The sequence below is a fragment of the Methylicorpusculum oleiharenae genome (assembly GCF_009828925.2).
Classification (GTDB): domain Bacteria; phylum Pseudomonadota; class Gammaproteobacteria; order Methylococcales; family Methylomonadaceae; genus Methylicorpusculum; species Methylicorpusculum oleiharenae.
In genome coordinates this window covers 1,884,717-1,900,410 of the sequence record NZ_WUTY02000001.1, presented here as the reverse complement: position 1 = coordinate 1,900,410, position 15,694 = coordinate 1,884,717, and the positions used below count along the sequence as shown (strand labels likewise).

Genomic DNA, 15,694 nt, shown 5'->3' with positions numbered 1-15,694 from the left:
TTTTATTAGAATCTCCACCCAATAAAAATTCAGCGTTTACTCATACGAACAGGGCTTTATATATGCACATTTCAAACCATAATCAACAATGAAGCATTCGCACATTCGCACCCTATTTAAAATTGAAAAATGCATTTTGTCTGGATCACTCATTTCATATCTAAATTAAAGATATATAAATCTAATTTAATCGTTTCAATAATTTTCACTCGTTCGTTAGCATACACACACCAAACATGTTTGCTCTTTGCAACACACCAATACTTCAATCTTTACGGGAGTGACCATGACTCATACCATCGAAACTGACTTACCGGCTGAGTTAAATCAGGAGGTGGTCATCCGCGTTTTCAAGTTACTCCAAGGGGTTCGTTTTGGTTCACTTGAAATCGTTGTTCATGACGGACGGATCGTGCAAATCGACAAGCACGAAAAATTCAGACTCAAGGGGCATACCGACAACCGCTAAGCCCAGCGTCCTTTCAAGGCTCGCATTATTTCGCTAACTCTGACCGGATCTCCGGAAGCACCGTTAACCCTTATGAAACACCTTTCTCGCTTTGCCGAACCTAGCCAACGCTTTTCCCCATCCACCGCCTCCACGCTTTTTAGTTTCAGTTTACTGATCGTTGCCGCCCTCCCTGCTCAGGCCGAGGACTATTACGCCAAAACCCGGGGTTACCGGGTCGAACCGGATCCCGATCCACCGGCCTATGTGCGCAGCTTGAGCCGAACCCAGTTTGAACAATTTCGCGACGTTGACTGGCTGGATGTAGGTCTGGATTTTCGTACCCGTTATGAATACCGTGAAAATGACTACCGGCCCTGGGTGGATACCTCATCCGGTTCGCGCGTGTCCAAATACCGCGATGCTCCCGATAATTTATGGTTGCTCAGAACCCGCGCCTATCTGGGCATCAAGGACATTCTCGATCCGTTACGTTTTGCGGTCGAGATGGAAGACGCCCGCAGTTATAACGGTGAATACGAAAAGTCGGATGCCGATGTCAACGAATTCGAATTGATTCAAGGCTATGGCGAGCTGTATTTCAATCATGCCCTGGGCCATAACCGGCCGTTGAGCCTGCGGGCCGGCAGGATGCACATGGAACTGCTGGACCGGCGGTTGATCGGCAACAACCAGTTTCGCAACACCACCAATAATTTCGAGGGTTTCCGGGTTCATTTCGGTAAAAAACAAAACAACTGGGATCTGGACACCTTTGCGATGCAACCGGTCGAGCGCTTGAAATATGAATTTGACCAGCCCGATGAAGACACCTGGATTTATGGCGGCGTGCTGAGTATCCGTCAATGGTCACACTTCATCACGGTTCAGCCTTATTTCCTGGGCCGGAAACAAAATGGCGATCCCCGTAATTCAGTGACAGCCAATCGTAAACCTGACATGGATATCTATGCACCGGGTCTGCGGGTTTACGGTTTGATCGGCCAAAGTGGGTTTGATTATGACGCCGATATCAATAAACAGTTTGGACGCTTTGGCGTCTTATCTAGAAATGGGAACACACAAACCCTGCAGCAACATGATGCCTTGGCTTACTCACTGGAGTTGGGTTACACCTTCGACCATGAATGGAAACCGCGGGTCAGTGCCTATTACGGCTTCGGTACCGGTGACAAAAACCCCAGAGACGGCAGCAACGAACGTTTTGATGCGTTTTACGGCTTCAATCAACCTTGGTCGCGCAATGATTATTTTTCCTGGGACAACATCCACGCCCCCAAAGCGCGTCTGGAAATCACCCCGCATCCCGATGTGCGCGTTGATGCCGGTTATAACGCCTATTGGCTGGAAAGCGAAACCGGCGGCTGGAACCGGGCGCGGTTGACCGACCCTACCGGGCAAAGCGGCAATTTCCTGGGACAGGAGATTGATATTCGCATGCGCCACCATGTCAATCATTATGTGGATTGGAGTTTGAGTTATGCCCGCTTCAACCCCGGCGATTACACCGAGTCTTTCGCAAAATCCGGAACCGGGCCTTATACCTCTGAAGCCAGTAACTTCTTTTATTTCGAGCTGTCACTGAACGCCTTTGGCGATGGCAAGCTCTAGGCGTGCTGACCGGGCCGTGAGTGGCCACAAGCACGAAGAACAGATCACTTTAACATTTAAACGGAGTCAACATGACTGTATTAACACCCTTGAAATCCGCTCTGATCCTGGCTGCGGTGCTGTTCAGCGGCACCGCTTTGGCCGAACGCACCTTACTCAATGTCTCTTACGATCCAACCCGGGAACTCTATCAGGCATTCAATCAGTCATTTATTGCCTACTGGAAAGACAAGACCGGTGAAACGGTCAGTATCCAGCAATCGCACGGCGGCGCCGGCAAGCAGACCCGCGCGGTGATCGACGGTTTGGAAGCCGATGTCTTGACCTTGGCCTTGTCGTATGACATTGATCAAATCGCCAAGCAGGCGCGCTTGTTGCCGGACAACTGGCAATCGCGCTTACCCAACAACAGTCTGCCTTACACGTCGACGATTGTCTTTCTGGTGCGCAAAGGCAATCCCAAAGGCATTAAAAACTGGGATGACTTAATCAAGGAAGGTGTGTCGGTCATTACGCCCAACCCCAAAACCTCGGGCGGTGCGCGCTATAACTATTTGGCCGCCTGGGCTTTTGCCGAAAAACAATTGGGCAGCGCCGAGGCCGCCAAAGCGTTCGTCAAGCAACTCTATAAAAACGTGCCGGTACTCGATTCCGGGGCGCGCGGATCGACCACCACGTTTGTCCAACGCGGTCTCGGCGATGTGCTGCTAACCTGGGAAAATGAAGCGTTTCTGGCCTTAAAGGAATTTGGCGAAGGGCAATTTGAAATTATCGTGCCTCCGGCCAGCATCCTGGCGGAAACGCCGGTGGCTGTCGTCGACAAAATCGTTAAAAAGAACGAAACGCAGGATTTGGCGGAGGCCTATTTACAGTACCTCTTTTCACCGGCCGGGCAAAAATTGGCCGCCAAACATTTTTACCGCCCTTATCAACCGGAACATGCCGACCCTGAAGATTTAAAACGCTTTCCCAAACTGGAATTTTTTACCGTTGATAAAAACTTTGGCGGTTGGCACAAAGCGCAGAAAGACCATTTCGATGACGGCGGCAGTTTCGATCAGATCTATGTGCCGTAAAGGTATTTGCCGAGGGGATGGGGCCGCAGCCTGTCCCGACCACCGCATCCAACGCTAGTGACACTACATATAAAACCATGACGCAAAGTAATATCATGCCGGGATTTCGCCCGGCGCTGGGTTTCACGCTGTTCTATCTGGCCTTGATTGTGCTGATTCCGCTCAGTGCCATGTTGTTGAAAACGATGCAGTTAAGTCTCGACGAATACGGGGCGATTTTGACGAACAAGCGTGTGCTGGCTTCATTTTATGTCAGTTTTGTCTCGGCACTGATTGCAGCCGTCGTGGCCTGCCTGTTAGGGTTTGTCATTGCCTGGACGCTGGTGCGCTACCCGTTTCCGGGTAAACGGGTCTTCGATGCCTTGATCGATCTGCCTTTTGCCTTGCCTACGGCAGTGGCGGGCATTGTCCTAGCGACGATTTATCAACCCAATGGTTTTATCGGCCAGCTGTTGATGCAAACCTTCGGCGTCCAGGTCGCCTACAAGCCATTAGGGATTGTGGTGGCATTGATTTTTATCGGTCTGCCGTTTGTCGTGCGCACGATTGAGCCGGTCTTGCAGGAGTTTGATTCGGCGATGGAGGAAGCGGCCGCCAGTTTGGGGGCGACCCGATTGCAGGCGTTTATTAAAGTGATACTGCCGAATATTTTGCCGGCGACGATTACCGGTTTTGCTTTGGCTTTCGCGCGCGGTGTCGGCGAGTATGGGTCGGTGATCTTTATTGCCGGCAACATGCCTTATGTCTCTGAAGTGGTGCCGCTGTTGATTATTACCAAACTGGAACAATACGATTACGCCGGTGCCACGGCCATCGGTTTGACGATGCTGATCGTCTCGTTTGTATTGCTGTTAATCATTAACGGCCTGCAGTGGTGGGTTCGCCGCCGCAGCGGTCAACTGTAAAAGGGTTTATCATGTCTACCGCACTTGCCAGTCAGAAGGCCATCGCCGCCCCCACACCGAACCTGGCGGATCCGAACTGGGTCCGCTATACCTTGGTCGGCGCGACGCTGGCCATTATCGGACTGTTTCTCATTTTGCCGTTAGCGACGGTCCTGATTTCTGCCTTTGCCAAAGGCTGGACGGCCTACAGCAGCAGTTTGTCGCACCCGGATACGCTCGCGGCGATACGCCTGACCCTGTTGACGGCGTTGATTACGGTCCCGTTGACCACGGTGTTCGGGGTCTCGGCCGCCTGGGCTATTGCCCGTTTTCAGTTTCGTGGCAAAAGCCTGTTAGTGACCTTGATCGACCTGCCCTTTTCAGTATCACCGGTCATCGCCGGTTTGATTTATGTGCTGATCTTTGGTGCTCAAGGCTGGTTTGGCCCCTGGCTGTCCGACCATGGTATTAAAATCGTGTTTGCCGTACCCGGTATTATCCTGGCAACCTTGTTCGTCACGTTCCCGTTCGTGGCGCGCGAGCTGATCCCGTTGATGCAGGAAATCGGCCATGAAGAAGAGGAAGCGGCTTTATCGCTGGGTGCCAGCGGCCTGCAAACCTTTTTTCGGATCACTTTGCCGAATATCAAATGGGGCTTGCTCTATGGCGTCTTGTTGTGTAATGCCCGGGCTATGGGTGAGTTCGGCGCGGTGTCCGTGGTGTCGGGTCATATCCGCGGACTGACCAACACGCTGCCGTTGCATGTCGAGGTCAGTTACAACGAATACGACTTTGTCGGCTCGTTTGCCAGCGCTTCGCTCTTGGCCGCACTGGCCATAGTGACGCTGGTTCTCAAAGCCCTATTGGAATGGCAACAACCAGGCAAACATTAAATCAGGCTGGAGCCGGCCGATTATTTTCTAAACGTATTTCTTTGCCCATTACCGCAACCGTATCCATTATTTATCTCAAGTTTGAGTGAGCACAGCCCATGAGCATTACCTTACAGCACATCAGTAAACATTTTGGCGCGTTTAGCGCTTTGGACGACATCAATCTGGACATCCCCGAAGGTGAACTGGTCGCCTTGCTGGGCCCGTCCGGTTGCGGAAAAACGACGCTGTTACGGATCATAGCGGGCCTTGAGCACGCCGATCAGGGCCAGGTGTTTCTAAAAGGCGACGATGTGACGCGCAAGCCGGTTAAAAACCGGCAGATCGGCTTTGTGTTTCAACATTATGCCTTGTTCAGACACATGACCGTGTTTGATAATATCGCTTTTGGTTTACGGGTCAAACCCCGTAAAGAGCGGCCTTCAGAAACGCTGATCCGGGAAAAAGTCCATGCTTTGTTAAATCTGGTCCAGCTCGACTGGCTGCATGACCGATTTCCCGATCAGTTGTCCGGTGGACAACGCCAGCGTATCGCCCTGGCGCGAGCGTTGGCGGTAGAGCCGTCTGTATTATTGCTGGATGAACCGTTTGGCGCCCTTGATGCCAGCGTCCGCAAGGATTTACGCTTGTGGCTGCGGCATTTGCATCATGAATTGCACGTCACCAGTATTTTCGTCACCCATGATCAGGAAGAAGCGATGGAAGTAGCCAGCCAGATTGTCGTGCTCAATCACGGCAAGATTGAACAAAAAGGCACCCCCAGCGAGATCTACGATCATCCCGGCAGTGATTTTGTATCCCGCTTTATCGGTCAGACCAATGTTTTTCATCTCAAGCAGGAAGACAGTGCCTGGCTGCAAACCGCGGGTATTGCGCTGGATGATCCTCAAGGCATCATCGTCCACGTCCGCCCGCATCATATTGCGGTTGAAAAAGCCGCTGATCCTGCCAATGCGCCGGTCTATTTGAACGATTGGCAACATCTGGGCGGCACTATCCGGCTGGAACTGAACCGGCCGGGTATCAACGGTTCGGCAGCCACCCTCTATGCCGAAATGCCGAACGAGCAGTTCAAGGAACTGGCTTTGCAAAAAGGCGATCGGGTCGCACTAAAAATCAAGCACGCGCATTGGTTTAACTGACATAATCAGACATGAATATCAGCCAACTCGAAATTTTGCGGTTATTGCAGGAAACGAACTATAACGTCACCAAAACCGCGGAAAAAATGCATGTGGTCCAATCGGCCGTTAGCCGTCAGCTGATTTTGCTGGAAGAGGAATTAGGTGCACCCTTGTTCGAACGCCATGGCAAACGATTGCATGGCCCTACACCATTGGGTCTGCGGGTTCTGGAGGAAGTCAATCTGGTCAATCAGGCGATGAAAAATATCCGGGCCTTGGCCGATGATTTTATCGACAATCGCAACGGCTTTTTGCACATCGCCACCACCCATACCCAGGCAAAATATTTTTTGCCGGGGCCTATCGCCAAATTCAGAGAACACTATCCGGGCATTAAAATCTATATCGAACAATCGTCGCCGGATAATCTGATTAATTTACTGCATCAGCATAAAGCCGACATCGTGATCTGTACTGAAAAGCTGGGTGACGATGAAAAACTGATCATTCAGCCTTGCTATCATTGGCACCATACCGTCATTGTGCCGATCGGCCACCCTTTGGGCAACGAAACGCTCACGCTGGAACGCCTGGCCACGTATCCGATTTTGACTTACAGCAAGGGCTTTACCGGGCGCAGCAATATTGAAAAAGCGTTTGGAGATGCAGGCATAGCGCTGGATGTCACCTTGGCCGCAGCCGACTCCGATGTCATCAAAACTTATGTCCGCCTGGGTTTTGGCGTAGGGATTATCGCCGAAACTTCTTACGAACCGACCAAAGATCAGGATTTACTGGCCTTGGGTCTGGGGGAACTAATTCCCCTGTCGACGACAAAATTCGCCTACTTAAAACACAGCTATTTGCCCACTTATACCCGGTTTTTTATTGAGCAGTTGTCGATCACGGCGAGAGCCCAGCCCAATAAAATCAAAACTGGTGAAATTAACAGTTAACGGGCTATTTACAGCCAAGCCGATAACAAACGTCTCTTTATCGAATGCCCTACACACTTCCCGCTAAAAAAACGGGAAGTGTGAGTACCACTTAACCGCCAAAAATCCGTTTACTGCATTGCAAGCGCTTGAGCACGCTGACCAGTCGATCTATTTCCTCATAGGTATTATAAAACGCCAAAGACGGACGTATCGTACTTTCCAGGCCAAAACGACGCAGAATCGGTTGCGCACAATGGTGCCCCGAACGCACGGCGATTCCGGCTTTGTTCAGTTCAGCGCCGACTTCTTGCGTCGAGTGCCCGGCCAGCACAAAGGACAGCACACTGGTTTTATCCGGCGCCGTGCCGATCAGCTGCAGTCCGGGTAGGCTTTGTAAAGCGTGCATGGCATAGACCAGCAACTCATGCTCATAGCGCGCCACGTTGTCGATGCCGAGCTTACTGAGATAATCCAATGCCGAGCCCAAACCGACCGCATCGGCAATATTGCCGGTGCCTGCTTCAAATCGGGCCGGCGCGGCTTGATAAGTGGTTTTTTCGAAGGTCACATCGTCGATCATATTGCCGCCCCCTTGCCAAGGTTGCGTCGCATTTAGAAGCGCTTCCTTGCCATACAGAACGCCGATCCCGGTTGGCCCGAAGATTTTGTGCCCAGAAAACACCAGCCAGTCGCAATCGAGCTGTTGCACATCGACGCGCAGATGCGACACCGATTGAGCCGCATCCAGCAAGACTTTAGCACCGGCGCGATGCGCCATGTCTATCATTTCCTGTGCCGGGGTAATCGTTCCCAGTGCGTTGGAGACCTGCGTAAACGAAACGAGCCTGGTTTTGGCATTCAGCAGGCGCTGATAGTCACTGAGGATGACCTGACCGCTGTCGTCCACCGGTATCACCCGAAGGATGGCCCCGGTTTCCTGGCAGAGTTGCTGCCAAGGTACGATATTAGCATGATGCTCCAGCCAGCTGATCACGATCTCATCACCTTCGCCAATATGTTGTCGACCCCAGCTTTGCGCAACGAGATTGATGGCCTCGGTGGAACCTCGAACAAAGACAATTTCATTGGCGGAAGCGGCATTGAGAAAACGCGCAACACGCTCCCGTGCCCCTTCATAAGCGTCTGTCGCCCGCGCCGCAAGTTCATGCGCGGCGCGGTGAATGTTAGAATTTTCGGTTTGATAGAACGCGGCGATCCTGTCGATGACGACTTGCGGTTTTTGGGTGGTGGCGGCATTATCCAACCAGGCCAACGGGTAACCATTAACCCGTTGTTGCAGTATTGGAAAATCCCGGCGCACGGCATGCACGTCAAACGGCGGATGCGCCGAACCCAAGCCGGGCAGGTAAGGGTCCCGGGCTTGCTGAGCGATAGAGGTCAAAAAATAATAGGCTGACGCCTGCCCTTCTTCGGCACCCGACCTGCGATCAAGGCCTGGAACGGGCGCTCTCAGTAAGGCTTTCAACTCAGGCTCCAAGGGAACGCCATGACTGCGCTCTGCCAACTCTGTCAAAGCCGAGTCATCAATGCCGGAAAAATGCGCGAACGGGTCGGCTGAAGCCACAGGAACCGTTTGAGGAATGGCAAAACCAGACACGTTATCTATCGCCTCGGGAGTGCCAGGTACTGCGTTAAAGAACTGATTGGCCAACCGGTTCAACTCGGCAAGATCGGGTAATCCCGCAAGTTCGGTGTCAGTGCCACGCTGCGCTTGCGCCAGCCCTGCCGGCAAATCAAGGGTGTTACTTATAGTCATAGTATTGGCCTATTTCGACATTCTCCAATACGCCAATTGCGTCTTCGGTCAAGATGGCCAATGAGCAATATAACGAAACGAGGTAGGACGCAATGGCTTTGTGGTTAATACCCATAAAACGCACCGATAAGCCCATGCTCAATTCGTCGGTCAGATTAGGTTGATACAAACCGACAACCCCTTGACGGCTTTCGCCGGTGCGTAACAATAAGATATTGGTTTTGCCGTCTACAATCCTTAACTTGTCGGTGGGAATCAACGGCAAACCGCGCCACGTCAAAAATTGTGAACCGAACAAACTGATTGTGGGCGGTGGCGTGCCCCGACGGGTTGCTTCCCTGCCAAATGCCGCAATCGCACGCGGGTGGGCCAGAAAGAACGCCGGTTCCTTCCAAACCCGGGCAATCAGTTCGTCCAAATCATCCGGCGTGGGTGCGCCGTTGCGCGGTTGAACTTTTTGGGATTCGGCAACATTGTTCAACAGTCCGTATTCGCCATTGTTGATCAGCTCGCTTTCCTGACGTTCTTTGACTGTTTCTATGGTCAGGCGTAACTGTTCATGAATTTGATTGTGTGGACTGCTGTATAAATCCGCAACGCGCGTGTGCACGTCAAGGACGGTGTTGACGGCATTCAAACGGTATTCACGGCCCCATTCCTCATAATCGACATAGGTTTGCGGCAGTACTTTTTCATCCAGACTGGAACAGTCGACAGCAATGCTGGTTTCACTTTTAACTTTGTTGACCCGGTAAATACCGGCTTCAACCGGCACCCATTGGAGCAGATGAACCAGCCAGCGCGGGGTGATGGTGCCCATCATGGGCACGGTCTTGGTGGCGTTCGATAAGGTGCGGGCGGCTACGTCGCCCAATGCGGTATGGGCTTGATGAATATCTGACATGGTTGTTTCCTATTGTATTGATGGTAATGGAGTGTGGGTATGGGCCGCTGATGCGACGCATTTTTTAGTTATTTAGCTGCTAGCGCTTGGCGATAATCGCAAGCTTGAGAAGTTAACGGTTAAATGCCTCCCCCGCCTTCGAACAGCTCGCTGCGCACTTGTGCCTGACTGATGTGACTGCCGGGGGCGACGCTGTGCGTCAGCCAAACGTTACCGCCGATGGTCGAGCCGCGGCCGATGGTGATCCGGCCGAGTATCGTCGCACCGGCATAAATGACTACATCATCCTCGACAATCGGATGGCGGGCATGGCCTTTAACCAACAGGCCCTGTTCGTCTTTGTCAAAGCGCTTGGCACCTAAGGTTACGGCTTGATAGAGCCTGACATGGCGGCCGATCACGGCGGTTTCTCCGATGACGACGCCCGTCCCATGGTCGATAAAGAAGCTGTCGGCAATTTGAGCGCCGGGGTGAATATCGATACCCGTGGCCGAATGGGCAATTTCGGTAATGATGCGCGCGACCAGCGGGGCGCCGAGTTTATAAAGCAGGTGCGCGAGACGATGATGGAGGATGGCCAGAATGCCCGGATAGCACACCAGCACTTCATCCGAGCTTCGCGCGGCCGGATCACCTTCATAAGCAGCCTGAATATCGCTGTCTATCAGGGTTCTGACACGGGGTAAGCGGGTGGCAAATTCATGGGTGATGACCGCGGCTTGTTTGACCGTATCCCCCTGACTTTTTTGCTCTTCGGCGATAAATTGCAGTTCCAGCAGAATCTGCTGGTTGAGCTCGCGCAACAAGGTATCCAGCGTGTGGCCGACGAAGTAATCGATGCCTTCATCGGTTAGATCGGGCAGACCCAAGCGATTGGGAAACAGCACGGCCCCTAGGTTATCGACAATCTGACCCAAGCGCTTGCGAGACGGCAGCTTTGGCGGGTGATGGCGGCGGCGACGCGTTTCCAAAGAGTGCAGACGCAAGGCTCTGAGTTCGGTTACCAGGGCATCGATGTCCCACCGTTTCTCGTTATCCGGCAAGCTCATACGGCAGCGCCTTGACCATCGAAAACACCTTCAAACAGCGCTGAGCTCAAATACCGCTCACCGGAATCGGGCAGGATAACCACCAGGGTTTTGCCCTTGTGTTCCGGGCGTTTAGCGACGCGCACGGCGACCGCCACAGCGGCACCGCAGGAAATACCGGCTAATATGCCCTCCTCTTTCGCTAAGCGGCGGGCATAGGTGATGGCCTCTTCATTGCTGACCGATTCAATTTCATCAACCAGGGATAAATCCAGTACTTCCGGTACGAAGCCGGCACCGATGCCTTGAATTTTATGCGGTCCGGGTGCTAATGGCTCACCGTTACGGAACTGACTTAGGACGGGACTGTCGGATGGCTCGACGGCTACCGACAGTATCGCTTTATGTTGGGTACGCTTGATATACCGGGAAACGCCGGTGATCGTGCCGCCCGTGCCAACCCCTGAGATCAGGATATCGATGGCGCCTTCGGTGTCGGCCCAGATTTCAGGTCCCGTGGTCGCTTCGTGTATGGCGGGATTGGCAGGATTTTTGAACTGCTGCAGCAGGATATAGCGGTCAGGGTCTGACGCGGCAATTGCTTCGGCCTTGGCGATAGCCCCCTTCATGCCTTGGGCGCCTTCGGTCAAGACCAGTTTGGCGCCATAAGCAACCAGCAGTTTGCGGCGTTCAATACTCATCGTGTCCGGCATCGTCAAGGTGAGCGGGATGCCTCTTGCGGCGGCAACAAAGGCCAAGGCAATGCCGGTATTGCCGCTGGTCGGTTCGATCAATTCTTTGCCTGCACCTAAAAGACCCTGGCGTTCGGCGTCATTGATCATGGCTGCACCGATACGGCATTTAACGGAATAAGCCGGATTACGGCCTTCGATTTTAGCCAATAAGGTGACCGGGGCACCTTCGGTAATGCGATTAAGCCTAACCAGGGGTGTATTACCGATGGATTGTGAATTGTCAGGATACCAATGAGCCATGTTTGTCTCTCTGTGTATTTTCTACAAGCCAAAAAAAAGCCAGTGGCCCCATCAAGAGGCTCACTGGCTTCCGGTTGTCCGGTCAGCGTGTAGCAATATGGTGGTAAGTCTGTCCGATTAACCCAAACCTGTCAATACGGTTAATCGGCGTTAAATCGGTTTTTGCTGTCAATGACAGCGCGTGCTGTTCAAAAATTATCAAAATCTTCCAGGGATTAGCCGCCACTGGCCGCTAAACGAACCGGTTCTTTCACCTCTTGATGACCGTAGGACTCAAAATAAGCGCCTTGAACCAGATTAAAGCCAATTTTCCGGGCTAAGGCGGCGGTCTGTTTATCGCCAATTTCCAACAGGATGGTTTTGCCCAATTCTTTATGAGTCAATAGCTGTAAACGCGCCAGTTTTTCAAGTAATTGATTATCCTGGTGCGTACTCAGTTGCCGTCCGGAGAGACTGACAAAATCAGGGGCAAGCGCAGCAATCAAGTCATTTGTCGCCTTGCCCAGCGCTTGATAGTCAAAGCGAAGGGCGAGCCTGTAACCTCTTTCACGGTAGTTTTCCAGACCTTTGAGCAACGCCGGATAATAAGCTCTATACGTGCTGGTGACCCGTAACGTGATGACCACGTTATGCGCTTCCAATCCGCATTTACTGATCACTTCCTGGAAATAGGCGCCATGATCTTTCTTAACACCCAGGATATGGCGAGGATCAACGTCCAGTTGCAAAAATCCGCCGTCATGAGCCAGTGGCAAAAAATTGAGCATATGAACGGTTCGCGTCAAGCGGTCAAAGTTGACGATGGAATCGGAATTGATACCCTGCTGTGCGGGTAAAGACAACAACAAATCCAGTTCATGACTCAATAAATCCGGGATCTCGGCCGTCGTTACATTTAATTGGGCTGTGTACCCGGCAATCTGTTCAGGCTTTGCCAACTCGCGCAGAGGGGTTAATTCACTGCTGATCTGGACCGGTCCGAACAACCCGCGGGCGACGCCATTGTCAATGATGAAAGGCCGGAAATTAGTATGGTGTTCCCATTCCAGACGATCATTAAAATATTCTACTAATTGTTGTAAGGGCATGACGAATTCCTGATGTCAACGCGAGACGCGTATTTTTTACAAAGTTGATTGCGTTAAGGTTTGAAGTCATCCTAATTACCGAACGGAACCTCTGCTCCCAAGCCGTGTTGGACTCGCCGAAAAAGAGGCGGGGCAACCCCGCCTAAAAGTATCCCTATAGCAATGAGAGAGGTAAGACGACGTTAATGCTGGACCGATTCAATCAACGCTTGAGGGACATCTTAGCGGTCTAATTCGTTTAAATTAAACGATATAATTAGATTTATAATTCTAATTTTTAGATAACTCGTTTTCAGCAGTGACTGTGTGTTGAACAATTCTTCACTCATCAGCAACTGCTTCTTCTGTCCCCTCTTCTGAATTTTGAGTCTCTTGAAACTCGGTCACAGTCAAGTCTTCCAATTTGAACTGGTAACTTTCAACGGCATTTTCAGTGTCAACCGTGGCAATCCCGGTAAAGGGTTCCAATTCGCCCAGTTTTTGCCAAAATCCTTTGGCCTTGTACTTTTCCACCAATTCCAGATTAGCTTCAATCAATTGAGTGTTTTTAGTGCTGCATTCGGCTATCCAACGCTCACGTTCCTTGACTGCTGCGACCAATAGCTGGTTATCGCTTTGAATTTGCCGGGCCTGGGCAATGATTGTTTTTTGTTGCTGCAAAAGTTTTTGTTCTCTCTCTTTGGCGCTGACCAATTGCCCCTGCAAAGAGCTGCTAACCCTTTCCAAAGACTCCACACCGGCCCGATAACGTTCAATTTCGCCTTGCAAGGGCTCCAGTTGTCTGATGACATTTTCTAACTTGCCCACCTGTTCCAGAGCCGCCGTTTTTTCAGCCTCCAATGTGGCTTTCTCCTGTGTCAATTGGCGCAGCATCCCTTGCGCTTTTCTCAGTGCCTGATCGGCAGCACCGCTTTGCTTGACCGCTTGGGCATGCGCGATCGGGAGATTCAACATCAAGCTCATCGCACAACACAAGACCGGTTTACCCAAACGCATCACCATCGAACACCTTCCACCCTTAAAAACGGACATTCAGATCAACCGCACCGGTATCGATACTTAACGGTGGGCCATCGATTGCATCGCTGCTGCTCCAACGGAGATTGACCCACGTATTTTTGGCCAATCCGTAATTCGCGCCTAACCACCAGCCTTTCGCATCGGTGCCGCCTGCGTGGAACAACGACTCGGTAAATGCATCGAGTACGGCATCACGCTGGATATAGCGGTAAGCCCAGAAAAGGTTCCAATCATTGAATTTGACAACATCCTGATCGCCGACATCGAGCCGGACTTGGAACGCATTGGTTTTTCCTGCGAAACTTTTATCCGGATCGAGACGATCACCGAACTCTTTCCGAATTCTAGACTCGTCATAGCCGAGATTTTTGGCGTAATCCAGGGTCAGCATCACGTGCACCGGCTCGAAGCCGGAATAATCGTAGATCATCGTGGCATTGAAAATATTGAAATCAGAAGCCAGACCCCACAAGCAGGCATCACCAGGAAGCTTGGTCGTTGCATCCGTACACCGGCTATTTAACGGATTACCCGCCAGGTCGTTGCCCTCGTTGATATTGATCGGCACCATCGTATTGCCTTTCTGGATGAACTCTGGCGCGGTCCAGTCGTATTCAAAACTGTTACGCGTATTGGCTCGTGCCCGGGTATTGCGATAATGATAATAAGCGGCCCCAACTTTGAGTCTATTTTGGCCGTATACCAGCCAGTCCGCACCCAACTGCCCACCCAGCAACCATTTATCCTTTACCGATAGATTGATTTCCTCGATGGGGAAGATACCCAGCGTCGCGAAAACCGAATCCGGCGTCTGCGGCCCAAAATTGACTCCGGCCCGTCCGCCCAGGTCGTTGGTCATCGCCGCTCGATACGAGCGCACATTCACGCTGTTCTGATTGAAACGGTAACGAAAGGTTCCGGCAAAGCCCTGAAAACTCAAGTCGGGATCATACAACACATCGGTAGAGAGCCAGGGATTCGCAAAACGCCCGGCATAAAGACTGAACCAGTCTTTACCCTGCTCATCGATAAAATCATACTGGATGTAAGCCCTATCGACCGCAAACTCGAAGGATTCACCGGTATTACCCAATGTTTGTTCGTTCGACACCGGATTACGAATATTACTGGTCCCAACCCGCACTCCGGCTTTGACGCCTTCGGTGATATCCAGGTTCAAGCCGGCCCGAAAGCGCTGGCTCAGACGCAGATCATCCTTGGTGGTATTCAAAAATTCTTCATTACGATTAAATGCAGCCAGATTGCCGCCATCTTTATTGATCGACAAATAATCGAGATAAGGTGCGTTCTCACTATCGAAAAAATCGTTGGCGAAGCGAAAACGCGAATCGAACGTAAAGTGCATGCGGCTCACCCAATCAGGTAACGCAGCGGGGATACCCCAGAGTTCCTCCTTGGCATCCGCCTTGACTTCCTTAACCACTTCATCTTTCAGATCGGCGCGGACCTGTTGACGAATCTCTTCCTTGACAAACTCCGGAACATAACCCACATACACCGAGCCATTTTGTTTGGCAGGCAATGCCGGTGCAGCGTTTGCTGGCCTGGTCTCTTCGAGTTCTTCAGTCGTTTCCTGAGCAATCTGTTGTTTGGCCTCGATTGCCGCCTTATCTTCAGCTGCTTTGATCAGACTCTCGGTTTTCTTTTTATCGAGAACACCTTCCTGGACGAGTAAGTCCATTAAATTGACTGTGGTATTTTTGAGTTTCAAAAGCTCTTCTTTCTCAGCTGCCATTTTGCTTTTCAGTTTCAGAAGCTCATCTTTTTCATCCGCCATAACCGGGGTAAAAAGAGAACTTGCCAGCACTAAGAACGCTGACTTTTTTACAATCGTTATCGTATTTACCGGTACTCTATTCATAATTT

14 protein-coding genes are annotated in these 15,694 nt (G+C 51.5%); 7 read left to right on the top strand and 7 right to left on the bottom strand.

Going from position 1 to position 15,694, the window contains the following annotated elements; translation table 11 throughout:
• Window positions 1-286: 286 nt before the first annotated feature.
• From GO003_RS08690 to GO003_RS08660, 7 genes are all read left to right on the top strand, one after another.
• Entirely contained in the window at window positions 287-469 is a 183-nt protein-coding gene (locus GO003_RS08690; protein ID WP_159659327.1) for a YezD family protein, read from the top strand.
• A 72-nt stretch (window positions 470-541) separates the two neighbouring features.
• Window positions 542-2,080 (top strand): alginate export family protein, encoded by a 1,539-nt coding sequence (locus GO003_RS08685; RefSeq protein WP_231088888.1) that lies wholly within the window; start codon window positions 542-544, stop codon window positions 2,078-2,080.
• Between the two features lie 71 nt (window positions 2,081-2,151).
• Complete coding sequence (locus GO003_RS08680) at window positions 2,152-3,156, top strand: sulfate ABC transporter substrate-binding protein (protein ID WP_231088887.1); 1,005 nt, start codon at window positions 2,152-2,154, stop codon at window positions 3,154-3,156.
• 77 nt (window positions 3,157-3,233) lie between these two features.
• Entirely contained in the window at window positions 3,234-4,061 is an 828-nt protein-coding gene (cysT, locus tag GO003_RS08675) for a sulfate ABC transporter permease subunit CysT (protein WP_159657959.1), read from the top strand.
• Window positions 4,062-4,072: 11 nt separating this feature from the next.
• Complete coding sequence (gene cysW, locus GO003_RS08670) at window positions 4,073-4,933, top strand: sulfate ABC transporter permease subunit CysW (RefSeq protein WP_159657958.1); 861 nt, start codon at window positions 4,073-4,075, stop codon at window positions 4,931-4,933.
• 98 nt (window positions 4,934-5,031) lie between these two features.
• Window positions 5,032-6,075 carry a sulfate/molybdate ABC transporter ATP-binding protein gene (locus tag GO003_RS08665; protein WP_159657957.1) on the top strand — a complete coding sequence of 348 codons (1,044 nt, stop codon included), beginning with the start codon at window positions 5,032-5,034 and terminating at the stop codon, window positions 6,073-6,075.
• A gap of 11 nt (window positions 6,076-6,086) precedes the next feature.
• Window positions 6,087-7,013, top strand: a complete 927-nt coding sequence (locus GO003_RS08660) for a LysR substrate-binding domain-containing protein (RefSeq protein ID WP_159657956.1) — start codon at window positions 6,087-6,089, stop codon at window positions 7,011-7,013.
• A gap of 91 nt (window positions 7,014-7,104) precedes the next feature.
• Here the strand turns inward: GO003_RS08660 and GO003_RS08655 are convergent, their stop codons facing one another.
• The 7 genes from GO003_RS08655 to GO003_RS08625 form a co-directional block, all read right to left on the bottom strand.
• Window positions 7,105-8,772 carry a family 2A encapsulin nanocompartment cargo protein cysteine desulfurase gene (locus GO003_RS08655; protein ID WP_159657955.1) on the bottom strand — a complete coding sequence of 556 codons (1,668 nt, stop codon included), beginning with the start codon at window positions 8,770-8,772 and terminating at the stop codon, window positions 7,105-7,107.
• Window positions 8,759-9,676 (bottom strand): family 2A encapsulin nanocompartment shell protein, encoded by a 918-nt coding sequence (locus GO003_RS08650; protein ID WP_159657954.1) that lies wholly within the window; start codon window positions 9,674-9,676, stop codon window positions 8,759-8,761. Before GO003_RS08650 ends, GO003_RS08655 begins: the two co-directional genes overlap by 14 nt.
• A 119-nt stretch (window positions 9,677-9,795) precedes the next feature.
• A complete protein-coding gene (gene epsC, locus GO003_RS08645; protein ID WP_231088886.1) occupies window positions 9,796-10,662 on the bottom strand; it encodes a serine O-acetyltransferase EpsC in 867 nt (288 codons plus the stop codon).
• A gap of 59 nt (window positions 10,663-10,721) precedes the next feature.
• Window positions 10,722-11,699 carry a cysteine synthase A gene (gene cysK / locus GO003_RS08640; RefSeq protein ID WP_159657952.1) on the bottom strand — a complete coding sequence of 326 codons (978 nt, stop codon included), beginning with the start codon at window positions 11,697-11,699 and terminating at the stop codon, window positions 10,722-10,724.
• A gap of 215 nt (window positions 11,700-11,914) precedes the next feature.
• The gene (locus tag GO003_RS08635; protein WP_159657951.1) at window positions 11,915-12,787 is read right to left on the bottom strand and encodes an EAL domain-containing protein; all 873 of its coding nucleotides are present in this window, start codon (window positions 12,785-12,787) and stop codon (window positions 11,915-11,917) included.
• Window positions 12,788-13,108: 321 nt separating this feature from the next.
• Window positions 13,109-13,819 (bottom strand): hypothetical protein, encoded by a 711-nt coding sequence (locus tag GO003_RS08630; RefSeq protein WP_159651916.1) that lies wholly within the window; start codon window positions 13,817-13,819, stop codon window positions 13,109-13,111.
• On the bottom strand, window positions 13,806-15,689 hold the full coding sequence (locus GO003_RS08625; protein WP_159651914.1) for a putative porin: 1,884 nt from the start codon (window positions 15,687-15,689) through the stop codon (window positions 13,806-13,808). Before GO003_RS08625 ends, GO003_RS08630 begins: the two co-directional genes overlap by 14 nt.
• Window positions 15,690-15,694 lie beyond the last annotated feature (5 nt).